Source organism: Bradyrhizobium sp. SZCCHNR1015, from assembly GCF_032489875.1.
GTDB lineage: Bacteria > Pseudomonadota > Alphaproteobacteria > Rhizobiales > Xanthobacteraceae > Bradyrhizobium.
The window spans coordinates 45,912-68,327 of sequence record NZ_JAUEYW010000021.1; the positions used below are offsets into that span (position 1 = coordinate 45,912).

The window sequence follows — 22,416 nt, forward strand, 5'->3', positions numbered from 1 at the left end:
CCTACCCCAGCGGCGCCTCCGCGATGTCGAGCAGCGCGCCGAGGCCGTGGCGCAGGCCGCGCATTGGCTGCTGCTCCGAGGACAGGCCGAGCGCCAGCATGGACCGCCCCGTGACCTCGTAGACATGCCCGAACGGAAACGACTGCGGCTGCGCGTCCGGCTGGTTGGTGTCGAGCAGCGCCAGCCAGTTGTGGCCCTCGGGCACGGACGGCAGCGTGAAGTTCACGACGTCGTAATGCGCGTTGTAGACCAGCAAGAGCGTCGCGTCCGAGCCGCGCCGCTTGACGCCGGTCTCCTGGGCGCGGCCGTCGAGCAGCATGCCAAAACAGCGCGCATGATCGTCGGTCCACTGCTCGGTCGTCATCTCCTCGCCGGACGGATCGAGCCAGGTCACATCCTTGACGTCGAGCTCCTCATTGTGCGAGCCGACCAGGAAGCGGCTGCGATAGAGGATCGGGAAGGCCTTGCGCATCGCGATCAGCTTGCGCGTGAACTCGCGCAACGCCCTGCCCTGCGGCGTGATGCCCATCCAGTCGAGCCAGGTGGTCTCGTTGTCCTGCGCATAGGCATTGTTGCTGCCGTTCTGGGTATGGCCGAACTCGTCGCCCGCCAGCAGCATCGGCGTGCCGTGCGACAGCAGCATCGTGGCCAGGAGATTGCGCTTCTGGCGCTCGCGTAACGCCGTGATCTCGGGGTCTTCGGTCGGCCCTTCGACGCCGCAATTCCAGGAATGATTGTTGCTGTGGCCGTCGCGATTGTCCTCGCCATTCGCCTCGTTGTGCTTCTCGTTGTAGGAGACGAGGTCGTTGAGGTTGAAGCCGTCATGGGCGGTGATGAAGTTCACGCTCGCCCAGGGCCTTCGGCCGCGCTTGTTGAACAGATCGCCCGAGCCCGAGATGCGCTTGGCGAAATCGGCCAGCGTGCCGCCGTCGCCCTTCCAGAACGCGCGCGCGGTGTCGCGGAACTTGTCGTTCCACTCCGCCCAGCCCGGCGGAAACTGGCCGACCTGATAGCCGCCCGGACCGATGTCCCAGGGCTCGGCGATCAGCTTGACGCTGGACAGCACCGGATCCTGCCGGCAGGCGTCGAGGAAGCTGCCGCCTTCGTCGAAGCCGTAGGGCTCGCGCGCCAGGATGGTGGCGAGATCGAAGCGGAAGCCGTCGACCCGCATCTCCGTCGCCCAATAGCGAAGCGAGTCCGCGACGAGCTGCAGCACGCGCTGGTGCGACAGGTTCACGGTGTTGCCGGTGCCGGTGTCGTTGATGTAGTAGCGCTTCTGGTCCGGCATCAGCCGGTAGTAGCTGGCATTGTCGATGCCCTTGAACGACAGGGTCGGCCCGAGCTCGTTGCCTTCGGCGGTGTGGTTGTAGACCACGTCGAGGATGACCTCGATGCCGTTGGCGTGGAACTGGTTGACCATGGTCTTGAATTCGGTCGCGAGCGGCGTCTTGAGATAGCGCGGCTCCGGCGCGAAGAAGCCGATCGAATTGTAGCCCCAGTAGTTGCGCAGGCCCTTCTCGACCAGATAGCTGTCGTCGATGAAGGCATGGATCGGCAGCAACTCGGCAGAGGTGATGCCGAGGGAGCGCAGATAGGCCGGAATGTCCTGGTGCGCGAGACCGGCGAAGGTGCCGCGATCGGCCTCGGGCACCAGCGGATGCAGCTTGGTGAAGCCCTTGACGTGCATCTCGTAGAAGATCGTCCGCTCCCACGGAATTTCCGGCTTGCGCGAGGTGCCCCAGGTGAAGGCGGGATCGATGACCCGGCACTTCAGCATCAGGGGCGCGCTGTCGCGGCCGTCGAACGACAGGTCCTTGTCGGCGTGGTCGAGCTGATAGCCGAACAGCTCCGGACCCCAGCGCAGGTTGCCGACGAGCTGCTTGGCATAGGGATCGATCACGAGCTTGTTCGGATTGAAGCGGTGGCCGGCGTCGGGCTCGTAGGGACCGTGCACGCGATAGCCGTAGACCGTGCCGGGACGGGCGGTCGGCAGATAGCCGTGCCACACCTCGTCGGTGTATTCCGGCAGCTCGATGCGCTCGAGTTCGGTCTCGCCGGTGTCGTCGAACAGGCACAGCTCGACCTTGGTCGCATGCGCGGAAAAGATCGCAAAATTGACGCCGAGACCGTCCCAGGTCGCGCCCAGCGGAAACGGACGGCCTTCGCTGATCTTGGCCTTGCGCAGGTTGAACGCGGCCTGCATCAAAGCGTCACCGTGATCGGTGCGTTGGTCCATCCTTTGCCCCCTTCGTCCAATGCCCGGATTGATTGCCGGGCGTCTCGATGATCCGCGCCGCCGCTTGCTAGGTTGCCGCCGGCGTCTCGTCCGGCATGATCACTTCCGCCTTGGTCTCGGTCACCGTCACCGAGGCGATGACCGCTCCTTCCGGCGCCGAAGCCTTCGCGGCCCGCTGCAGCGCGACTTCCTTGGTGATGGCCGCGATGGAGTTGCCGATGCGCTCGACCATCGCAGCCAACTCGCCGGGCGACATCTTCAGCCGCTTGGTCACCACGCGGACCTGGGCCTGATCGGCCATGTCGAGCTTGTTGCGGGACGGCTGAATTTTCGGACGGCGCATGTGGGGGGTCTCCTGCATGCCAGCTAACCTTGGCTGCGGAATTTGGTTCCCGCGACGGGGCTCCCTCCCCTCTGGGCGTCGCCACGAAGACGTGCGTCACCGACCGCGCGGCGCCATGCGCCCGAGGGATGTCATCGATGTTGCCCCCTGATCAGGCAGAGGGCACGGGGAATGCCGGGAGCTGGCCGCCCCCATGGCCCGCCTGCAGAAAAAAAGCAGGCGGCAGTCACCACAGGTTCAACCGAGACATCCCGGCATTCCCCGCGCGATGGTTTTCACGCTTATACGCGATCTCCCCGGTGTCCGGCTTGTGAGCCACCGTCGCCCTCGGGATCATCGCCCGAGGACTTGGCGCCAGCGTCGGGGCGCCAGGACCACGCGACTTCGCGTCCGCAAGCTGCCGTTCGTCCGCGCGGGTCGCCCCACGCTGCGTCACCCTGCAGCCACCGCATCCCGCGCCCAACGTTCCGTGACGATCGCGAAGCGCCCCTCTCGAGGAGCACGGGATGGTGATGCTGTAGCACGTTTTCTGGAAACGCGAAATAGAAATTTTTGGTCGACGGCGAGCGCCTTTTCGCACGCGTTCGAAGGGGTGCCGGTCGGGCTGTCCTTGCGCCGGTCGGCCGAACGAAAGGCGGGAGCCCGCGACCGGAGTCGACCCGAGCACTCCGATTTGCGCCGTGCTTCAAGAAGGATTTGGATGCAGGACGTCAGCCCCCATACGAGCGACAAAGCCACGTCCGGTTTTGCCCCTCGCTGTGTCCGTTTTTACACGACCAAGACCCGGAGCTGACTAGGAGCTGGGAGGTAGCATCGCAAGCTCGCGGATGGACACTTGGCTCAAGGCTGTGCCATACTTTTTGCACAACCGCCGAAATGAGGCCGCTCGATGAATAGCCTGCCGATGGTTCTGAACAATGTTTTGTGGGTTGTACTCGGTCTTATTCCGATCCTTCTTTGGCAAGGACAACCCACCAGCGCAATTCTCTTTTCGTGTTTGCTCGCGTCCGTTCTCTCGACATTGATTATCGTCGGCCGTTTGCGTCGGTTAGGGCTGCCGCTCAATGCAACGCTTGGCGAATGCAATGAACAAGCGACGCTTCTGCGCAATCAAGTGAGGCGAATTTCGACCGGTAGTGACGCCTCTTCGGTTAAAGTTCATTAACTGCCTGCGCATCATTTGGGATACTAACGGTCTCTACGATGTCCGGCACAGGCCGGACGTTGTGTCTCGGGATCCCGACCGGCGGTTATGACCCACAGCGGAACTTGCACATCGATGCGCCGTCCTCGGGTGAGTAGGGTGATAGAATGCGCGGTATCAATGCAATTCTTTCGCCCATCTTCCTGGCAGGCCTGTTCCTACTCACGTTTTTAACAGCAGGACTTTCACAAGACCGCTCGGGCGCAGACGTTTTGCGGGACCTCCGCCGAGAGTGGTTCAACCTCGCTCAAGGGCGGACGGCGTTCGAAGTTTCCGACCCTCAGCACGTGCCGAACTTTCTGAAGCTGGCCGTTGAACAATCCGGCTGCCGGTATGAGGATGGTCTTAGGGTGGCGCCAATTCATTTCATCCGCGTTGCGCATGGCCGTCTCGCTCTTGTCCCTTGTGGAGGGCCATTGAAGACAACTCAACGGGCGTTCGACCTGTCAGACTTGCAGAAGCCATTGGCCATTAAATTCCCGTTCCTCGCTTACCCGGATGGGATCGGAGCATCTGGTGACGCTCCTGGCTTTTTGACTTGGGACAAAGACGCTGGCTTCTTCAGAGCTGAAACAACATCGGATATCTCAAATATCCCTGCACGATATACGTATCGGTTCGACGGGCCGCCGTCTAATTTTGTGCTTCTTCGCGTAGAGGTCCGGCGAAACGGCATTGGCGATTGGAGCACGATATGGGATGCGCCGCGCTTGTCCGACCTCGCGAAACCCAATCAGTGACGGGCGCTTCTGACCCCGTTGCTGACGTCGCGAGCTCTCCGTGCCATAGCGTCTTTGGTAACCCGATTGTGCTTACAACAGTGAATGGTCAGGCCGTGGCAAAGACAGCGCAGCAAATTCTCGATGACTTCATCAGAGAGGTGCAGTTGGAAAAAGGCCAGCGACTGGAGATAAGCGAATTACCCGCGTGGCTATCCATCCTTCACGTCTCATTTTGTGCAGACATGTGATAGAGCCATTAAGGAGAGGCTGGCTGTTCCCTCCACCTATGAACGCATTAGTGTAGACGACTCTCGCAAGACAATCACGTTCGACGAGTTCTTCAAGGACCCGATACGAGCTGTTTCTCCAGCAGCCAGGGAAGCTATAGCCGAAGTCGCGCGAGTGTCGCCGGTTCAGTATGTCGCGCTGATCGATTACCAAGCTCAGGAGCCTATCGGTGCCGTCATTCGCGAAAGGGCAACATGCACTTTCAACTCACTTGATGGGAGCGACATGCCTGAACGTACAGGTTGGGTGCAGATCGATGGCGAACATAACATCAGGTGGGCTGCGAGGCAGTCGAACGCGGCCGCGCTCCTATCGCGCCTGAGACGGTGACTGGTAGTCGGTTTCTGACCCTAAGCGAACATCTAAGCAATGCGCGAGGTGCATTTCACGAAGCATCAATTTGTGCGTAACATAGCTGCGACAGAGTCGTTTGCTCGGGCTGATATAATGTTCCGCCGCTCTATGGTCTGGGTAGTCTGCCTTGTCTTCGTCGGCGCGATTGCAGCGCTCGTCATTGCTTACGAGCGAGACCAGCCCCGGTTTTCACTTAATCCCTTCTGCGGTGTTCGCTTTGCATATCGCTTGAATGTCACGATTGAGGTCAAAGGCGAACAGTACGCCTCAGCGGCAACCGGGGAGTTGCAGAACATTCGGATCAGCACAGGTGGCGTGTGCAGGCAAGAAATCGGTTCCGTCCTGCCGTTTCGTTTGAGCGATAATCGTCTTGTTGTTGTCTATGCGGGTCTTTGCCGGGCTGCGGTGAAAGAGTTCGCAGGAGGGCAGGATGCCGAACCGTGGGATAGTGGGCCCAAAGCTGGCGCGATAGACGACGCATTCAAGGCTGCGATGAAAGAACATAAGAAGTTGGACATAGCCCGACTCTGCCTTGGGATAAGTCGAGATCGAACTGGGGTCGATGGGGCCAGATATGACGGCTACTTCTTGGACAGCGCTGATGAACCGAAAGCATGGCGAGGGTTTAGCTTCGATCGCAATCCTTATTTTGACGGCGTAAGCGAAACTGAAAGGCCACGCATCGTTTCGGCCGTCGCTGAAGCAACGAATCGACCACCCGAAGATCTTCTTGAGAAAGTCGCTCCAGCGACCCTCAAGGCAGACTTCAAGGGTGATTGGTCAAAAAGTCCGGCTTGGATGTTTTTTGACCGGCGGAGGCAGCATCAGTTGTCCTACGGGGAAGATACGTTTCACGTTTCGGAAGAGCCGCATCAAGTTCCGACGGCTCCGGGCTTCCCGCGGCAGACGCCGCCGTAGGGTAGGCAAAGCGAGGCCAAAGGCCGCGTGCCCACCATCGGGGCGCTGGGTGCGGGCGGTGGGCACGGCTCGCGCGAAAGCTCGCCTGACGAGGCCGTATCCCGGCGCGCCTTTGCCCACCCGACGACACCTCGTTGATCCAGCGTGCCATCAATCATTGTTGACGCTGCGTCGAGCTGGCAAGGGCGGCGCGTGCCCGCCGTGCATCCGCGCCAACGTGCCTGCCCCAAACCGCTCCCTGGGGTTATGGGTCCCGGCGTTCGCCGGGACGACACCGTGCTCGTTGATCCGGCGTGCCATCATTCTTGACGCTTGCGTCGAGGTGGCACGCCCTGCCGTCCGGCTGCGCGTGACCACCATTGCCACCGCCCGAATGTGGTGGGCACGATGCGACGCGGCGTTGTCGCTTATGCTTCCTCGTCCCCGATGGATTGACGATCTACGTGGAATGGTCCTGCACGCACGGATGCAAGTGCGCTTGGCAGCTCTCCTCTCGTCGTCATTCCGGGGCGCGCGTCAGCGCGAGCCCGGAATCCATACTCAGGATGCCCCTAGGGCCCAAGAAGCTCGTCGCCGCCGTCACGCACGCCACAGCAGTTCGTGGTTATGGATTCCGGGCTCATCGCTTCGCGATGCCCCGGAATGACGTGGGGAGATATCTTGGCTGCGGTTGGCAAAGTGACGTGCGGACGCGTTGCGCCGCATGGCAGGCGGAACCACCAAGACCCGTGACGGGCTCGCGAATGTCGCAGCCGCAATCCTATCCCGCCCTACCCGAACAGATGCGCCAGCCAGAATGCGGCGCCGGCGGCGAGGCCGCCGACCAGCGCCGTCTGCAGCGCGGACTTGATCTTGTTGACGCCGGTGAAGTGGCCCTTGATGGCGCCGAAGATCAGGAGCGCGATGCCGGTGGCCACCACGGAGATGCGGAGTGCCGATGAGATATCGGGTGCCAGCATATAGGGGATCAGCGGGATCAGGCCGCCGATCACGTAGGAGCCGCCGATGGTCACGGCGCTGACCGGCGCGCGCTTCGGATCGGGGCGTTCGAGACCGAGCTCGAAGCGCATCATGAAGTCGACCCACCGTTTGCGATCGGACGCGATGGCGTCGACCACGGTGGTCAAGGCCTGGCCTTCGAGACCATAACCGCGAAAGATCGCCGCGACCTCCTCGACCTCGCGACCGCGGAGCTTCTCGATCTCGTCGTGCTCCCGCTTCTCCTCGGCGGCGTAGTGCTCTGCGTCGGAGCGGGCGGCGAGATAGCCGCCGAGCCCCATCGCGATCGCGCCGGCGACGACCTCGGCGAGGCCGGCCGTGACGATCACGTCGGTCCTGGCGACCGCCGCCGAAAGACCGGCGGCGAGCGCGAACGGCACGGTGAGGCCGTCGGCCATGCCGATGACGACGTCGCGGACGACCTCCGACGCGGTGAAGTGCTTTTCGATGTGCGGCGTTGCCGGCATGGCGGCCTCCGATGGCGTGTTCGACGGAGACCTTCTTAGCAGGCCCGGATGACAGGCGCGATCACCGCAGTCCCGGCACCATCCGCCGCAGGGTGCGATCGTGCAGCCAGTAATGGTGCAGCAAGGCGGCGCCTGCGTGCAGGCCGATCAGGATCATCAGGCCATTGGCCAGCGCCTCGTGCATCTCCTTCATGTCGTGGGCGAAGCCGCGGTCGCCGATCCAGGGTGAGGCGATCTCGAACAGGCCGAACACCGGCAAGCCGTAGCCGCGGGCAAACTGGGTGACGATGCCAAGCACCGGAATGGCGAACATGATGCCGTAGATCAGCAGATGCGTGATCTCGCCGACATGAACGGTCCACGCGCCGAATTTGGTCGCTTCAGGCACCGGCGGCGGATCGGCCAGGCGCCAGGCCAGGCGCGCCAGCGCGAAGCCGAGCATCGACAGCCCGAGCGAGACGTGCATGAACAGGCCCATGTCATGAGCGGGACGTGGCAGCACGTCGCCGAGATGGCCTGAAATCCAGGCCGCCGGCACCAGCACGGCGACGATCCAGTGCAGTGCGATCGCGACGGAGCCATACGTCTTGGCGGAGTTTCGAATGCGCATGATCAGCTTCCTTCGGCCATTGGGCCCCGCTGCCGGCAGGCCGGAGCGCGGGGTGGTAGGACCGGAGGAAATAGCCGACCGGGGGCGTTGCGCCGCTGACGCGGGATGTCAGCCTGCTGTCAGAATGGACGGCGCCGGGGTGGCCTGCGACGTCGCGGGCTGCGACCAGCGGAGCGCCGAGACGATGGCCGGCGCGATCGTGATCCTGGCGCCGCCGAGCTGGGAACGTCCGATGTGCAGCCGCCAGCCATAGGCTTCGAGCACGTCCTGCACGATCGCGAGCCCCAGCCCGCTGCCCGGCCCCTGCTCATCGAGGCGGCCGCCGCGCTCGAGCACGCGGCCGATCTTCGCGTCCGGAATGCCCGGACCGTCGTCCTCGACAGTGACGATCAGAGGGGTCGCACTGGCGACGATGCGAACCGTGCTCGCCGCATGACGCGCGGCGTTCTCCAGGAGATTGCCGAGCACCTCGGCGAGATCCGTGCGGTCCATGCCGACGCGCAGGCTTGGAGGCACCTCGCCATCGAAGCTGACATGGGCGGCCGCCGGCGTGCGGCCGAGCGTCCCGAGCAGCGCATTCACCAGCGGCGCCAGCTCGGTTGCGGCCTCCGGCCCGCCGCGAGCCTTGCCGCGCAGCCGCGCCAGCGCCAGCTCGCGATCGACCTGCCGGCTCATCGCCTCGGCGACATCCTCGACATTGCGCGCCAGCTCGATCTGGCCGAGCTCCTTCAAGCGCGCGGCGTCGGCCGCGAGTGCGGCGAGCGGCGTCTTGAAGCCGTGGGCGAGATCGGCCGCACGGCTGCGCGAGCGCATGATCTCGCGGCTCTGCGCATCGAGCAGCGCGTTGACCTCCTCGACCAGCGGCGCCACCTCGGTCGGCACGTCCACGGGAAGATGCTGGCGCCGGCCGCTGCGGATCTCGGCGACGCCACGGCGCAGCACGCCGAGCGGACGCAGGCCGAGCGTGACCTGAACCGAGGTGCCGACGGCGAGGATGACGGCCAGCACGGCGAGCGCGATCGACAGATCCTTGGCGAAGGTCCGCACCGCACTGGTGGCGCCGTCGAGGTCGTAGGCCACGGCCGCGCGCACGCGGATCTGGCTTTCCGGATTCATCAGGATGCCGCGCTCGGCAACCAGCACGTGTTCGCCATCCGGCCCGGCGAGCTCATGCTGATGCACGTCGCTCGGTCCGGGCTCGTCGATGGGCAGCGGCAGGATGGTGTCCCACAGCGAGCGCGAGCGCAGCAACTGGCCGTGATCGTCCGAGATCTGCCAGTACAGCCCCGACAGCGGCACCACGAAGCGCGGATCGGCCGGCGGCCGCGCGACCACGATGCGCCCTTCCGCATCGACCTCGAGGCCGTTCAGCAATTGACGCAGGTGGATGTCGAGATCGGAGGCGAGCGTGCGCGCGACGTGGCGCTTGAACAGCACGACCATGCCGAAGCCGGCGACGCCGAGCGCGACCAGCAGCGCGATGGTGCCCGCCGCCACCAGTCGCAGCCGCAGCGAGCCGAGCCTCATTCCGTCGTCTCCGGGATCATGTAGCCGAAGCCGCGGCGGGTCTCGATGATGTCGGCGCCGAGCTTCTTGCGCACGCGCCGGATCAGCACCTCGAGCGCGTTGGAGTCGTGCTCGTGGCCGAGACCGTAGACGTTCTCCTCCAGCTCATGCTGCGGCACGACGCGGCCGCTCTGCCGCAGCAGATAGGCGATCAGCCGGTATTCGAGCTGCGACAGCGTCACCGGCACGCCGGACAGGCTGACCTTCATCTGGCGCTCGTCGAGCATCAGGTCGCCCGACGAAAGCACCGGAGCGGCATGGCCGGCGGAGCGCCTGATGATCGCGCGCAGTCGCGCCAGCAGCTCCTCGTTGCGAAACGGCTTCGGCAGATAATCGTCGGCGCCGGCATCGATGCCGTCGACCCGCTCGGCCCAGCTCGCGCGCGCCGTCAGGATCAGCACCGGCATATGCCGCGCCGCGCCGCGCCAGCGCTTCAGCACCGACAGGCCGTCCATGCCGGGGAGGCCGAGATCGAGGATCACGGCGCCATAATCCTCCGTGTCGCCGAGAAACCAGGCCTGCTCGCCGTTGTCGGACGTTTCGACCAGATAGCCCGCCGCCTGCAGCGTCCGCGCCAGGTCGGACGACAGCCGCGGATCGTCCTCGACCAGCAGCACACGCATCTATTTTTCCTCGATCCGCTCGATCTCGCCGCTGCGCGCATCGACATAGACCTCGCGCACGCGGCCATCACGGCCGATCACCCGAAACTCATACCGCCAGCGGCCACGCTGGCGGTCGACATCGATTCCCATCACGTCGCCGGCGATCCGGCCGCGCAATCTCGGCAGGATCTGCGACAGCGGTAGGACGTCGCCCGCCTCCACCGCGCGACGCACGGCATCACGGCGCTCGCGATCGTCCTCGCGCGCCACCGTCGCCGCGGACGCCGCCGTCGAGATCAGCATCGCAAATGCCGTGATGCGCATGAACCGTCCGATTTGAGGCAAATGCATGATCTTCCCGGGGCCTGACGCTCTGATCTTCAAAGCTCGTCGTCATTCGTTGCGCGCGCGCCACTGGGTTCGAATTGCGGGGGTCGACTTGCGGAGCGTTCGCAGATGCTAAGGAGCTGGTGCGGATTTTAGTTTGAACTTCCGATGTCGGAATTGCGCTCAGGCCGATGCGCGGGTGGAAACTCGCAAGGGATCGGCATCCTGCCCGAGACAAGCTGACGTCTCGCTGACTCAACCTGACAGGATGCCGTCAGCCTCGTTGCGACATGATCCCGCCCGGACGGAGCGAGCCGGGGGCGCGGTGAGTTCGGAGACGAGAATGCGTAAGACGATGACATTGGCAGCCGTGCTGGCGGGGCTGGGCGGCCTCCTGGGGATGTCACAAGCCGGCCGGGAGACGGCACCCACGCTGGTGCCGGTGGCCCGTGCCGATGTCGGCACCCTGGCGGCCTATGCGCATCTCGCGGCGCTGCATGCGCGGGCCGACAGCCAGCTGCTGAGCTACGAGCCCGCGCGCCGGGACCGCGAAGGCGACGACGACGATCAGGACGAGCCGCGGCGGTGAGGCGAACCGGCTTCTGACCAAGGCACGGACCAAGGCTAGGCCGGCAGGCCCGCTTCGTACCAGCGACGCGTCGCCTTGACGATGCGCACGACCGAGAGCATCACGGGGACTTCGACGAGAACCCCGACGACGGTCGCGAGCGCAGCCCCCGAGTCGAGCCCGAACAGGCTGATCGCGGCGGCAACCGCCAGCTCGAAGAAATTGCTGGCGCCGATCAAGGCGGCCGGAGCCGCGACGCACCAGGCCACGCCGAGCCGGCGGCTCAGCCAATAGGCGATCCCCGCGTTCAGATAGACCTGGATCAGGATCGGCACGGCCAGGATCGCGATGACGACCGGCTGCTTCAGGATCTGCTCGCCCTGGAAGCCGAACAGCAGCACGAGCGTCCCGAGCAGCGCCACGAGCGAGACCGGTTGCAGCACCCGCAAGGCGCGCTCCAACGCCCCGTCCGTGCTACGCAGCAACGCACGGCGCCAGAGTTGCGAGACGATGACCGGCACGACGATATAGAGCAGCACCGACAGCAGCAGGGTTGTCCAGGGCACCGAGATCGAGGCGACGCCGAGCAGCAGGCCCACCAGCGGCGCAAACAGGAACACCATGATGACGTCGTTGAGCGCGACCTGGCTCAGCGTGTAGTGCGGCTCGCCGTCGCACAGATTCGACCAGACGAACACCATCGCCGTGCACGGCGCCGCCGCCAGCAGGATCAGACCCGCCACGTAGGACGACAACTGGCCTGCGGGAAGCATCGGCGCGAACACGTGGCCGATGAAGATGCTGCCGAGCAGAGCCATCGAAAACGGCTTGATCGCCCAGTTCACGATCAGGGTGACGCCGATGCCCCGCCAATGCTCCTTCACGTTGCCGAGCGCGGCGAAATCGATCTTCAGCAGCATCGGGATGATCATCAGCCAGATCAGGGCCGCGACCGGCAGATTGACCCGCGCCACCTCCGCCGACGCGACAGCCGCGAACAGCCCCGGCATCAGATGGCCGAGACCGATACCGACGACGATGCAGAGCAGGACCCAGACCGTCAGATAGCGCTCGAAGATCGTCATCGGATCAGGCCACGTCGGAGCGGAACGACGTTGCGCCCTCGCCCGTCCCGATCGCGCGCAGCCGCGTGCCGAGCGACATCGAATCGATGCGGCCGAGCGGCAGATTGATGAAGGCGTCGATCCGGTTCTTCAGATAGCGGAAGGCGGTCGTGAACGCCGCGAGCTTCTCCAGCTCCGTGCCTGCGGCCGCCGCCGGATCCTCGATGCCCCAATGCGCCGTCATCGGCTGCCCCGGCCAGATCGGGCACGCCTCGCCGGCGGCGTTGTCGCAGACCGTGAAGACGAAATCCATCGCCGGCGCGCCGGCGGCGGCGAACTCGCTCCAGCTCTTCGAGCGCAGATCGTCGGTCGGATAGTCCATGCGCGCGAGCGTCTCGAGTGCCAACGGATGCACCGCGCCCTTCGGCGTGCTGCCGGCGGAGAAGGCGCGGAAACGGCCGGCGCCGTCCTTGCGCAGGATCGACTCGGCGAGCACCGAGCGCGCCGAATTTCCGGTGCAGAGGAACAAGACATTGTAGATGCGGTCAGACACGGCTCTTCTCCTTGCGCTTCGGCGGACAGCAGGGGGTGAGACTTGCGATGACCGGCGCGCAGACCTCCGGCCGGCCGCCGCAGCAGTCCTGCAGCAGAAACAGCGCGACCTCGCGAAACTGCGTGAGATCGGCCCGGTAGACGATCGAGCGGCTGTGCCTGATCGAGCTGACGAGGCCGGCGCGGGCGAGCACGGAGAGATGTGCCGACAGCGTGTTCTGCGGTACCTCCAGCAGACGCGCGAGCTCGCCCGCCGGCAGCCCGTCGGGCTCGTGCTGCACCAGCGTGCGGAAGGCCTGCAGGCGCGTCGGCTGCGCCAGCGCCGCCAAGGCCAGAACGGCTTGTTCGTTTTCCATATATCCAGAATTATCGATATAACCAGCAAACGTCAAGGCCGGCCGCACCAGGAATGCACGAGGGAGCGAGAGGCTCCGCAGACTGGAAGGCTCATCGCAAGCGCAGGCGGGTGCCGTCGACGATGAGTTCGCCGTGCTGCGCCATGCGCGCCAGCGCGCGATAGAGCGCTTCATGGGTGACGCCGAGCTCCGCGGCCCAGTCCTTCTTCGACCGGCCGAGCTCGACCTCGCCGCCCTCCCCTTCGGTCTCGATGAAGTGCACGATCCGCTCGCGCGCCGTCTTCAGGCTGAGCCGCTCCGACTGCGCCCGGACCTTGCGCAACTCGCGGGCGAGATGATCGCACCATCGGTCCCCGATCTCGGGACGGCGCAGCGCCTCGGCGAAGGCCTTGCGGTCGATCGCCAGCAGCGCCGAATCCTGCGCCGCGACGGCGTCGCAATGATACGTCGACTGGTCGAGGCTGGCCTCGGCGAGAAAGCCGCGGCGGGCCCGCTGCAGGACGATGTCGTCGCCGGCGCGCGAGCGGCGCACCAGCCTCACCTCGCCGGTCAGCACGAAGAACATCGCCCGCGGCCGATCACCCCGACAGAACACCGTGCCCTGGCGCGGCACCTGGATGCGCCGAGTCCGCAACCGCGCGGCCGCGGGCAGCGCGGCGAGCAACGGCGACAGCCGTGCAAGAGCGCGCCAGTCGAGCGGGGGGCGCGTGCCCTCGGGCGGGAGATGGTCAATCCTCGGCATATGATCTGGATCATATGCGCCGTCCGGCTGCGCGGTCTAGGGAAGACGTCACCGCGTTCGCTCAATGGAGGTCCTCATGCGCCTGCGTCTCGCCGCCGTTACGCTGGCCCTCGTCGCATCCGCCGGCATCGCGACGGCGCAGCACCACGGCCATCACGACCATGGCAGCCACGGGATGCTTCCGGCGGACCCGCGCGAGCGGGTGGCGTTCCCGCCCGACCTCGCCGAGCATACGCTTGCCAACATGCGCGACCATCTGCTGGCGCTGCAGCAGATCAACGACGCGCTCGCGGCGGGCGAGCCGGACAAGGCCGGCCAGATCGCCGAGCAGCGCCTGGGCATGAGCTCGCTGCGGCTGCACGGCGCCGCCGAGGTGGCCGGGTTCATGCCCCCGGGCATGCAGGAGGCCGGCACCACCATGCACAAGGCGGCGAGCCGCTTCGCCATCGAAGCGCAGAATGCGGGCGTGACCGGCGACCTCAAGCCGGCGCTGAAGGCGCTCGGCGAGACGATGGCGGCCTGCGTGGGCTGCCATGCCGGCTACCGGCTGCGATAGCGCGCCGGACGGCCTCCCACCGCCGATGCATCGCGGCGCGTTATTTCCATTATTCTAGAAATAACGTTTGACTCGGGCATCCCGCATGCCGCATCCTCCACGCCATGAAGCTCGATGACGCCGCTGCCCGCCTGGAAGCCCTCGGCAACACCACGCGCCTGAAGATCTACCGCGCGCTGGTGCGCGCCGGGCATGCCGGGATGCCGGTCGGCCGGTTGCAGGAGCGGCTGAAGATCCCGGCGTCGACGCTGTCGCATCACGTCAAGACGCTGGTCGCGGTCGGGCTGATCTCGCAGCAGCGCGAGGGCACGACGCTGGTCTGTCACGCCGAATACGAATTGATGCGGTCGCTGCTCGGATTTCTCGTCTCCGAGTGCTGCGTCGAGGAGCAAGGCTGCAGCACGGCGCGGCCGGCGGCCTGATGATTTCGCCCTTTAATTCGATCATTCTAGAAGTATGGGAAGAAATGCCATGACGGACGCCAAGACGGTCGCAATCATCGGCGCCGGGCCGGTCGGGCTGGCGGCCGCCGCCCACGCGCTGGAGCGCGGCCTGACCCCGGTCGTGCTGGAAGCGGGTGCGGAAGCCGCGCATGCGGTGCGGCAATGGCAGCACGTCCAGTTGTTCTCGCCGTGGAAGTACAACATCGATAGCGCGGCGGCGCGGCTGCTCGCTGAGTCGGGATGGAATTCGCCCGAGCCCGAGGCCTATCCGACCGGGCGCGAGCTGATCGAGACATATCTGGCACCGCTTGCAACGCGCACCGCGCTGCGCGACGTCATCAGAACCTCGCATCGCGTCACCGCGATCGGCCGCGCCGGCTTCGACAAGGCGAAGTCGAAGGGACGCGCCGATGCGCCGTTCGAGATTCGCGCCCACAACGGCAAGGGCGAGGCGGCGCTGCAGGCCGACGCCGTCATCGATGTCTCCGGCGCCTGGTTCTCGCCCAATCCTGCCGGCCATAGCGGGCTGCCCGCGCTCGGCGAAGCCGCGCATGCGGCGCGCATCGCCTACGCGATGCCGGACGTCCGCGGCGCGCAGCGCAGCCGCTATGCCGGCAAGACGGTCGCGGTGCTCGGCGCCGGCCACTCGGCGATCGGCACCTTGATCGATCTGGCCGCATTGGCCGAGGTCGCGCCGGGCACGCGGGCGATCTGGCTGCTGCGCGGCGACGATCCCGCGAAGGCATTCGGCGGCGGCAGCGCCGACCAGCTCGCCGCGCGCGGCGAGCTCGGCCTGGCCTTTGCCGCGCTGGTGCGTTCGGGCCGCATCCGGCTCGAGTCCGGCTTCGGCGTCATCGGGATCACCGATGACGACGGCCGGTTGCGGATCGCCGCGGACGGCGACCGCCACGTCACCGCCGACGAGCTGATCGTCGCCACCGGCTTCCGCCCCGATCTGTCGCTGCTGGCGGAACTGCGCCTGCGGCTCGATCCTGCGATCGAGGCCCCTGTGGCGCTCGCGCCATTGATCGATCCGAACGAGCATTCCTGCGGCACGGTGCGGCCGCATGGCGCGCGCGAGCTGGCGCAGGCCGACGAGCCCGGGCTCTATCTCGCCGGCATGAAGAGCTATGGCCGCGCGCCGAACTTCCTGATGATGACGGGCTATGAGCAGGTCCGTTCGATCACCGCCGACATCGCCGGCGACAAGGCCGCCGCGCATCGTGTCGAGTTGAAGCTGCCGGAGACCGGCGTCTGCACCCGCGGCGGAGTGGAGAGCATTGCAGCCCTGCCCGGCTGCTGTGGCGGACCGGCGCCATCGGGCGTAGACAGTTGCTGTGCCGATGACGCCAAAGCCAAGGCGGCTGGCCGCAGCGGCTGCGGCTGCTCATGACGCCGAGACTTCGTGACCCAGAACTGAGGAGAGGTCGACGGGAATGCAGGCAAGACGGCTGGGCGTGGTCATCGCTCTCGGCACCGCCCAGACGCTGGCCTGGGGATCGAGCTACTATCTGCCCGCCATCCTCGCCGACCCGATCGCGAGGGATCTCGGCCTGTCCAACAACTGGTTCTTCGCTGCCTTCTCCGCCTCGCTGATCATCTCCGGCCTGTTGGGTCCGCGCATCGGCCGCCAGATCGACCGCGTCGGCGGCCGCCAGGTGCTGTGCGGCTCCAACATCGTGCTGGCGATCGGGCTCGCGCTGCTTGGCCTGTCGCATTCGCTGTGGGTGATGGCGCTGGCGTGGCTGTGGCTCGGCGTCGGCATGGGGCTCGGCCTCTATGACGCCGCGTTCGGCGCGCTCGGGCGCATCTATGGCAAGGATGCGCGCGGCGCGATCACCGGCATCACCCTGATCGCGGGCTTTGCCTCCACCGTCGGCTGGCCGCTGAGCACCTGGGGGCTCGCCACCATCGGCTGGCGCGAGACCTGCTTTGCCTGGGCGATCGCGCATCTCGTGATCGGCCTGCCGCTCAATCTGTCGCTGCCGCGCGCGACCCAGATGGCACCCGGCGAGATGCCGGGGGGCAAGCCGAACATTCCGCTCGATCGTCCCATGATCCTGATCGCGTTCGCGATGGCGGCGGCCTGGACCGTGACCGCGGCGATGGCGGTGCATCTGCCGCGGCTGATGCAGGCCTTCGGCGCAACCCCTGCACAGGCGCTGTTCGCGGGCATGATGATCGGGCCGGCGCAGGTCGCCGCGCGCGTGTTCGAGGCCGGCTTCCTCAGCCGCTTCCATCCGCTCGCCTCGGCGCGGCTCGCCTGTATCACCCATCCGATCGGCGCCGTGACAATCGGGCTGTTCGGCGGCGGCGCGGCGGCGGCCTTCGCGCTGCTGCACGGCTCCGGCAACGGCATCCTGACCATTGCTCGCGGCACGCTGCCACTCGCGATCTTCGGCCCCGTCAACTACGCCTACCGGCTCGGCCTGATCGGGGCGCCGTCGCGGATCTGCCAGGCCTTCGCGCCGCTGCTGTTCGGCCTGCTCATCGACGGGCTCGGCCGCGGCGTGCTGATCGTGTCGGCGAGCCTGAGCCTGTCGGCGCTCGCCGCCCTGATGCTGCTGCCGGCCGAGCGCGCCGAGACGGCGATGCCGCTCGACACCACCGACAAGGCGGCCTGAGCCGGTAGCCTTTCATTAACCAGCTTCCTGCGCTCACGGCCCACCGTGCCGCTGCGGACGGGCATCCTGGGGCGCATATACGGAAAGTTGAAGGTTGGATTGAAGGATACCCGTGGTCATACGGGGGCGTTCACGACACGATGGCATTGCAACGTAAACACATGCTTCGTGTCGCGGCGGTGGTCGCCTGCGTCGGGATCTTCCTGGCCGGCGCCGATCTCGCCGTGACCGCGCTGATCGGCAACCAGACCGCGCGGCAGCTCAGCGAGCTCAGCAAGCTGGCGCTGCGCCGTTCCGAGGCCGCGATCGACTCGGCCGGATCGATCCTGAACCGTCTGATCGCGAAAGGACCGATGGACTGCAGCGCCGTCGCGCTGCAGGCGCTGCGCCTTCACGTCTATCAAGGCACCATCATCAAGGACATCCGCACCGTCGATCGCGACGGCGCGGTCAAGTGCGCGGCCTATTCCGAAACACTGGAATTCGACAATGGCTGGGCGCGGCGCGACGAGATGTTCAAGTCCGCCGACGGCGAGCTGCGGCTGTTCCGCGTCGAGCAGTTCACCGGCGCCGCGTTCGGCGTGATGCGCGACATCGACCCGCAACGGTCGCTGGCGGCGATCCTGCGCATCGACGGCAATCTGCTGGACGTGATGCCGGTCGGCCTGCGCGCCGAGAGCAACGTCACCCTGACTTTGCCCGATGGCGAGCAGGTGGCCGGCTATCATCCCGACGCATCCGCCAGATCGCCGGCGCAGACCGTCGCGTTCACCACCGTGTCCGACCGCTATCCGCTGCAGGCCACGATCCATGTGCGGCCGCAGAGCCTGAGCGCGCGCGGCGACCTCGCTTATCTCCTGACGATGCTCGCCGCCGGCACGCTGGGCGGCATGTTCGGCCTGCTGCTGGCGAGCTACCTCAGCCGGCCGGTGGACCCGGTCGCCGAGCTCGACCGCGCGCTCGCGGCCAACGAGTTCAAGCCCTATGTGCAGCCGACCTTCCGACTGAAGACCGGCGACATCGTCGGCTGCGAGATCCTGGCGCGCTGGGAGAAGCCGGACGGCCGGCTGATCCCGCCGATGAGCTTCATCCCGCTCGCCGAGAGCTCCGGCCGCATCGAGAGACTGACCTGGCAGCTCCTCAAGACCGCCTTGCGCGAGCTGCAGCCGGAGATGAAGCAGGACAAGCTGTTCAAGCTGTCCGTCAACGTCACCCCGCGCCACCTGCTCGGCGACCGCTTCATCGACGATCTGCGCAAGACGGTCGCGTCGTCATCGGTCTCCACCCGCCAGGTCGTGCTCGAGGTCACCGAGCGCGAGGAGCTCGCCGATCTCGCCAAGGCGACTGATGTCGTGAAGGAGCTCAGCGAGCTCGGCTTCCGCGTCGCACTCGACGACGTCGGCATCGGCCATAGCGGCCTGTCCTACATCCAGCGGCTCGGCGCGCGCATCCTGAAGATCGACAAGTTCTTCGTCGACGCGATCACCCGCGACCAGTCCGCCATCGTGGTGGTGCAGATGCTGGTGGCGCTGGCGCGCGAGCTCGACATGTCCGTGGTCGCCGAGGGCATCGAGCATCAGGAGCAGGTCGATGCGCTGATCGCCTGCGGCGTCGAGGAAGGCCAGGGCTATCTGGTTGCGCCGCCGCTGTCGCTCGGGCGCTTCAAGCAGTTCCTCGACGTGCGCCGGGCCTCGGCCGTTCCCGGCCAGGCCGGCGAACCGGAACTGGCCGCGTGACGGCGAGCCCGCGCGCGTCGGGCACGCGCCTCACTGCCGGGTCATCTGTCCGCGAATCTCGCCGCCTGGGTTCGCCTGGGTATGAACGTTGGCGTACCATTTGCCGGCCAGCAGATCGGCCGCCTGAGCGTCCGTGATGACGGCCGAACCGGTAATCGGGGTCTCCGGGCTCTTGAACGGCAGCACGATGCCGGCATTCTTGCCGGCCTCGCTGGGACCGTGGAAATGCGCTCCCATCGCCGGCCCGGTGAGGCCCGAATAGGTAACCTTCCAGCTCAGCGTCCTGGTGGCGGTGTCGAAGCTCGCTTCGGCCGCGCCCGACGCGGTGGACGCGTTCGGCGGCACCTCGTTGGCGGCCTTGAGCTCGGACTTCAAGATGACGGTTTCAGCGCGCGCAATAGGCGCGGCCGCGACGCAGGCGACCGCGAGCAACGACAAATGAACGAATGTCCGTCCCATGGTTTTCCTCCTCAATCGTTTTGTGCAGTCTCAGTGTTCGAGACCCCACGGGCAAGCCGATATTCCGTGGAACGCGTTAACGCCCCAGGCATGAGCAGCGGCCCCCGGCCGCGTTGATTGAACAATCCGGACCCCTGTGCCAAACAGGACGGGAACACAAAGGCCGCGAAAGAAAGCCTCGAAAGAAAGAAAGCCATGGCGGATCGAATGGTTGCTTCCAAGACGGCGCGCGGCAAGGTGGGGCGGCCTCCGCTCGAACGTGCCGGCGAGGTCGAGGAGCGCATTCTCGATGCGGCAAAGACGGTGTTCCTCGCAAACGGCTTCGAGGGCGCGAGCGTCGACGAGATCGCGCAGACCGCGCGTGCCGGCAAGCCGACCATCTACGCGCGATTTCCCAGCAAGGCCGCGCTGTTCGCGGCCGTGATCGCCCGCCATGCCGCGCGCAACACCCAATATGAGAACCTGGTGCCGCAGGGCCGCACCTTCCGCGCCCGGCTGATCAGCCTCGGACTCACCCTGATCGAGCGCGCCTTCGTCGAAGACACGATCGGCCTGATGCGGACCGCGATTGCGGAAAATCCGCGGTTTCCCGAGCTGACGCTCGAGATCCAGGACACCGCGCGCAAGCGCGCCACCTGCAATGTGAGCCATGCGATCGGCGAGCTCGCGCGCGCCGAAGGCCTTGCCGGCAAGGGCGCGTTCTCGGCCGATCGCATCGAGGACAGCGCACGGATCTTCCTCGATCTCGTCGTGTTCGCCGTGCTGATCCGCAGCCTGCTCGGCGAGGACATGCGCACCCTGAAGAAGGAAGCCCAGGCGCATGTCGAGAAGCGCGTCGACTTCTTCCTCGCCGCGACGACGTGATCCTAAATCTGCTTGTCCTTGCGCAGCTCCGGAAAGATCGTCTCGTCCTGCAGGATCACGTCGGCGGTGCGCTGATAGTGCGCCGTGAGCAGCGCAACCGCGCGTTCGGTGTCGGCGTCAAGCACGGCGTTCACGATGTCGGCGTGCTCGTCGCCGACGGGGCGTGACGGAAACGCCTTGCGGATCGACAGCCGGCGGTAGCGATAGAGCTGGTCGGCAAGCTGGCCGCAGAACGCGATCAGCGACTGCGAGCCGCAGTTCGAGATCAGGACCCGATGATAGATCCGGTGCAGCCTCTCCCACTCCGGATTGTCCTCGAACGTGGTCGCGCTGAGCGAGCGCGGCGCGCGGCTGAGCCGATGCTGCGCCAGCACCAGTTGCTCCTCCCAATCAGGCGTCGCCGCCGCCATCGACTCGCGCAGCGCCAGCGCCTCGACCCAGCAGCGGGTCTTGGTCAGCTCGGCGAGCTCGGCGCGGCTGATGTCCTTGACGTAGAAGCCGCGCTGCTCGCGCACCTCGACCAGTCCGTCGGCAGTGAGGCGGTTGAGCGCCTCGCGCAGCGGTGTCTGCCCGGTCTGATAGGTCTCGGTCAAAAACCGCATCTGCAGCTTGCGCGACGGCGCCAGCCGGCCGGACAGCAGGTCCTCGCGCAGCCGGTCATACACATGACTCGCCTGCGTCGACGGGCCCTGCCCCTCGGCCTCCAAAACCGCATCCACGCCCGATCTCCTCTGAATCAGACGACATGTATAGAGCGAGGCTACAGAACATAAAATTTATAAATTCTGATTGATTACTATTTTTTATGTAATAAAAAGGACGAGCCGGTTTTGCCCGGCCAGGGATAGAAACGTCGCGCGTCCTCACCCGGGCATCGCGCAGGAGGACACGCTCATGACCCGGTTTCCGGTCGCGGCTCTGCGCAGCGTCGATCTGGGCACGCCAGATCTCGCGCGTTCGGAAGCGTTCTATCGACAGACCTGGGGGCTGGAGCGCGTCGCGGAGGCCCGCGGCATCGTCTATCTCCGTGCGACCGGCAGCGATCATCATGTCGTAGCGCTGCACCAGAGCGAGCGTACCGAGTTGAAGGCGGTGACTTTCCGCCTCGCCGAGTCCAGTGATTTCGATGCCGTCAGCCGCAACGCCATCCATGAAGGCGCGACGCTGATCGCAGCGCCAGCGCCGAACCCCGGTCCCGACGGCGGCATGATCATGAGCCTGCGCGGCCCCGAAGGCGGCGTGCTGCGCTTCGTTCATGACGACCTCAGGCACGACACCAGGCCACCGCGGCCCGAGCTCCCCGAGCGGCTCGCCCACGTCAATCTCAACAGCACCGACGTCGATCGCACGGCTGCGTTCTACGAGAAGGCGCTCGGCTTCAAGCTGACCGATCGCTCCGCGGCGATGGCGTTCGTCCGCTGCAACTCCGATCACCATGCGGTGGTGATCGCCGCCGCCAAGGTGAACGGCCTCAACCACGTCGCCTTCCTGATGCCGACCTGGGAAGGCGTGATGCGCGGCGCGGGCCGCATGATCGATGCCGGCCATCCGATCGCCTGGGGCGTCGGCCGCCACGGCCCCGGCGACAATGTCTTCGCCTACTTCATCGATCCCGTCGGGACCGTGATCGAATACACCGCCGAGGTGCTGCAGGTCGACGACGACTACGTCGTGCGTGGGCCGGAGCATTGGGTCTGGCCGCCCGGCCGCACCGACCAATGGGGCATTGCGCCGCCCAAGGCCGAGCACGTCAAGGCCGCGCAGCTCGCGGTCGGCTACGCCGCCTGACTCGTTGTCCAATTCCAGAGTTTCC

24 protein-coding genes are annotated in these 22,416 nt (G+C 66.0%); 11 read left to right on the forward strand and 13 right to left on the reverse strand.

All coding sequences use genetic code 11. The features are described from left to right. Position 1: 1 nt before the first annotated feature. Both glgX and QX128_RS29580 read right to left on the reverse strand, forming a co-directional pair. A complete protein-coding gene (gene glgX, locus QX128_RS29575) occupies positions 2 to 2,236 on the reverse strand; it encodes a glycogen debranching protein GlgX (RefSeq protein WP_316239280.1) in 2,235 nt (744 codons plus the stop codon). A 67-nt stretch (positions 2,237 to 2,303) separates the two neighbouring features. Then, positions 2,304 to 2,579 (reverse strand): DUF3606 domain-containing protein, encoded by a 276-nt coding sequence (locus QX128_RS29580; protein WP_316239281.1) that lies wholly within the window; start codon positions 2,577 to 2,579, stop codon positions 2,304 to 2,306. An 889-nt stretch (positions 2,580 to 3,468) separates the two neighbouring features. Here QX128_RS29580 and QX128_RS29585 point away from each other — a divergent pair. The 3 genes from QX128_RS29585 (at position 3,469) to QX128_RS29595 (ending at position 6,065) form a co-directional block, all read left to right on the forward strand. Then, positions 3,469 to 3,744 carry a hypothetical protein gene (locus QX128_RS29585; RefSeq protein WP_316239282.1) on the forward strand — a complete coding sequence of 92 codons (276 nt, stop codon included), beginning with the start codon at positions 3,469 to 3,471 and terminating at the stop codon, positions 3,742 to 3,744. Between the two features lie 146 nt (positions 3,745 to 3,890). Beyond that, on the forward strand, positions 3,891 to 4,523 hold the full coding sequence (locus tag QX128_RS29590; RefSeq protein ID WP_316239283.1) for a hypothetical protein: 633 nt from the start codon (positions 3,891 to 3,893) through the stop codon (positions 4,521 to 4,523). 717 nt (positions 4,524 to 5,240) lie between these two features. Beyond that, complete coding sequence (locus QX128_RS29595) at positions 5,241 to 6,065, forward strand: hypothetical protein (RefSeq protein WP_316239284.1); 825 nt, start codon at positions 5,241 to 5,243, stop codon at positions 6,063 to 6,065. A 770-nt stretch (positions 6,066 to 6,835) separates the two neighbouring features. On the opposite strand, the gene QX128_RS29600 is transcribed toward QX128_RS29595, so the two are convergent. From QX128_RS29600 to QX128_RS29620, 5 genes are all read right to left on the reverse strand, one after another. After that, positions 6,836 to 7,531, reverse strand: a complete 696-nt coding sequence (locus tag QX128_RS29600) for a VIT1/CCC1 transporter family protein (protein ID WP_316239285.1) — start codon at positions 7,529 to 7,531, stop codon at positions 6,836 to 6,838. A 61-nt stretch (positions 7,532 to 7,592) separates the two neighbouring features. Further along, entirely contained in the window at positions 7,593 to 8,141 is a 549-nt protein-coding gene (locus QX128_RS29605; protein ID WP_316182968.1) for a cytochrome b, read from the reverse strand. Positions 8,142 to 8,249: 108 nt separating this feature from the next. Next, the gene (locus tag QX128_RS29610) at positions 8,250 to 9,668 is read right to left on the reverse strand and encodes a sensor histidine kinase (protein WP_316239286.1); all 1,419 of its coding nucleotides are present in this window, start codon (positions 9,666 to 9,668) and stop codon (positions 8,250 to 8,252) included. Continuing rightward, a complete protein-coding gene (locus tag QX128_RS29615; protein WP_315805354.1) occupies positions 9,665 to 10,330 on the reverse strand; it encodes a response regulator transcription factor in 666 nt (221 codons plus the stop codon). The genes QX128_RS29610 and QX128_RS29615 overlap by 4 nt, the downstream gene beginning before the upstream one ends. Then, complete coding sequence (locus QX128_RS29620; RefSeq protein ID WP_315805353.1) at positions 10,331 to 10,636, reverse strand: PepSY domain-containing protein; 306 nt, start codon at positions 10,634 to 10,636, stop codon at positions 10,331 to 10,333. 346 nt (positions 10,637 to 10,982) lie between these two features. Here QX128_RS29620 and QX128_RS29625 point away from each other — a divergent pair, with 346 nt between their 5' ends. Next, entirely contained in the window at positions 10,983 to 11,228 is a 246-nt protein-coding gene (locus QX128_RS29625) for a hypothetical protein (RefSeq protein WP_316218807.1), read from the forward strand. A gap of 35 nt (positions 11,229 to 11,263) precedes the next feature. Here the strand turns inward: QX128_RS29625 and arsB are convergent, their stop codons facing one another. From arsB to QX128_RS29645, 4 genes are all read right to left on the reverse strand, one after another. After that, the gene (gene arsB, locus QX128_RS29630) at positions 11,264 to 12,292 is read right to left on the reverse strand and encodes an ACR3 family arsenite efflux transporter (protein WP_316239287.1); all 1,029 of its coding nucleotides are present in this window, start codon (positions 12,290 to 12,292) and stop codon (positions 11,264 to 11,266) included. 4 nt (positions 12,293 to 12,296) lie between these two features. Then, positions 12,297 to 12,824 carry an arsenate reductase ArsC gene (locus QX128_RS29635; RefSeq protein WP_315805350.1) on the reverse strand — a complete coding sequence of 176 codons (528 nt, stop codon included), beginning with the start codon at positions 12,822 to 12,824 and terminating at the stop codon, positions 12,297 to 12,299. Further along, positions 12,817 to 13,179, reverse strand: coding sequence for a metalloregulator ArsR/SmtB family transcription factor (locus tag QX128_RS29640; RefSeq protein ID WP_316239288.1), 363 nt, complete (start codon positions 13,177 to 13,179; stop codon positions 12,817 to 12,819). Before QX128_RS29640 ends, QX128_RS29635 begins: the two co-directional genes overlap by 8 nt. Positions 13,180 to 13,270: 91 nt before the next feature. Then, the gene (locus tag QX128_RS29645) at positions 13,271 to 13,921 is read right to left on the reverse strand and encodes a Crp/Fnr family transcriptional regulator (RefSeq protein ID WP_316239289.1); all 651 of its coding nucleotides are present in this window, start codon (positions 13,919 to 13,921) and stop codon (positions 13,271 to 13,273) included. A gap of 76 nt (positions 13,922 to 13,997) precedes the next feature. Here QX128_RS29645 and QX128_RS29650 point away from each other — a divergent pair, with 76 nt between their 5' ends. The 5 genes from QX128_RS29650 to QX128_RS29670 all read left to right on the forward strand — a co-directional run bounded on the left by QX128_RS29650 (position 13,998) and on the right by QX128_RS29670 (position 19,280). Next, complete coding sequence (locus tag QX128_RS29650; protein ID WP_316239290.1) at positions 13,998 to 14,477, forward strand: hypothetical protein; 480 nt, start codon at positions 13,998 to 14,000, stop codon at positions 14,475 to 14,477. 104 nt (positions 14,478 to 14,581) lie between these two features. Continuing rightward, the gene (locus tag QX128_RS29655; RefSeq protein WP_316239291.1) at positions 14,582 to 14,899 is read left to right on the forward strand and encodes a metalloregulator ArsR/SmtB family transcription factor; all 318 of its coding nucleotides are present in this window, start codon (positions 14,582 to 14,584) and stop codon (positions 14,897 to 14,899) included. Between the two features lie 49 nt (positions 14,900 to 14,948). Then, positions 14,949 to 16,313, forward strand: coding sequence for an NAD(P)-binding domain-containing protein (locus QX128_RS29660; RefSeq protein ID WP_316239292.1), 1,365 nt, complete (start codon positions 14,949 to 14,951; stop codon positions 16,311 to 16,313). A gap of 43 nt (positions 16,314 to 16,356) precedes the next feature. After that, positions 16,357 to 17,544, forward strand: a complete 1,188-nt coding sequence (locus tag QX128_RS29665) for an MFS transporter (protein WP_316239293.1) — start codon at positions 16,357 to 16,359, stop codon at positions 17,542 to 17,544. Positions 17,545 to 17,705: 161 nt separating this feature from the next. Beyond that, complete coding sequence (locus QX128_RS29670) at positions 17,706 to 19,280, forward strand: EAL domain-containing protein (protein WP_315805343.1); 1,575 nt, start codon at positions 17,706 to 17,708, stop codon at positions 19,278 to 19,280. Positions 19,281 to 19,310: 30 nt separating this feature from the next. On the opposite strand, the gene QX128_RS29675 is transcribed toward QX128_RS29670, so the two are convergent. Beyond that, positions 19,311 to 19,739, reverse strand: a complete 429-nt coding sequence (locus QX128_RS29675; RefSeq protein WP_316239294.1) for a CHRD domain-containing protein — start codon at positions 19,737 to 19,739, stop codon at positions 19,311 to 19,313. Between the two features lie 207 nt (positions 19,740 to 19,946). Between QX128_RS29675 and QX128_RS29680 the strand changes: the two genes are divergently transcribed. Next, positions 19,947 to 20,603: a TetR/AcrR family transcriptional regulator gene (locus tag QX128_RS29680; RefSeq protein ID WP_315805365.1), complete on the forward strand. Its 657-nt coding sequence runs from the start codon at positions 19,947 to 19,949 to the stop codon at positions 20,601 to 20,603. 2 nt (positions 20,604 to 20,605) lie between these two features. On the opposite strand, the gene QX128_RS29685 is transcribed toward QX128_RS29680, so the two are convergent. Then, on the reverse strand, positions 20,606 to 21,322 hold the full coding sequence (locus QX128_RS29685) for a GntR family transcriptional regulator (protein WP_315805341.1): 717 nt from the start codon (positions 21,320 to 21,322) through the stop codon (positions 20,606 to 20,608). A gap of 175 nt (positions 21,323 to 21,497) precedes the next feature. Here QX128_RS29685 and QX128_RS29690 point away from each other — a divergent pair, with 175 nt between their 5' ends. After that, on the forward strand, positions 21,498 to 22,391 hold the full coding sequence (locus QX128_RS29690) for a VOC family protein (RefSeq protein ID WP_316239295.1): 894 nt from the start codon (positions 21,498 to 21,500) through the stop codon (positions 22,389 to 22,391). Positions 22,392 to 22,416 lie beyond the last annotated feature (25 nt).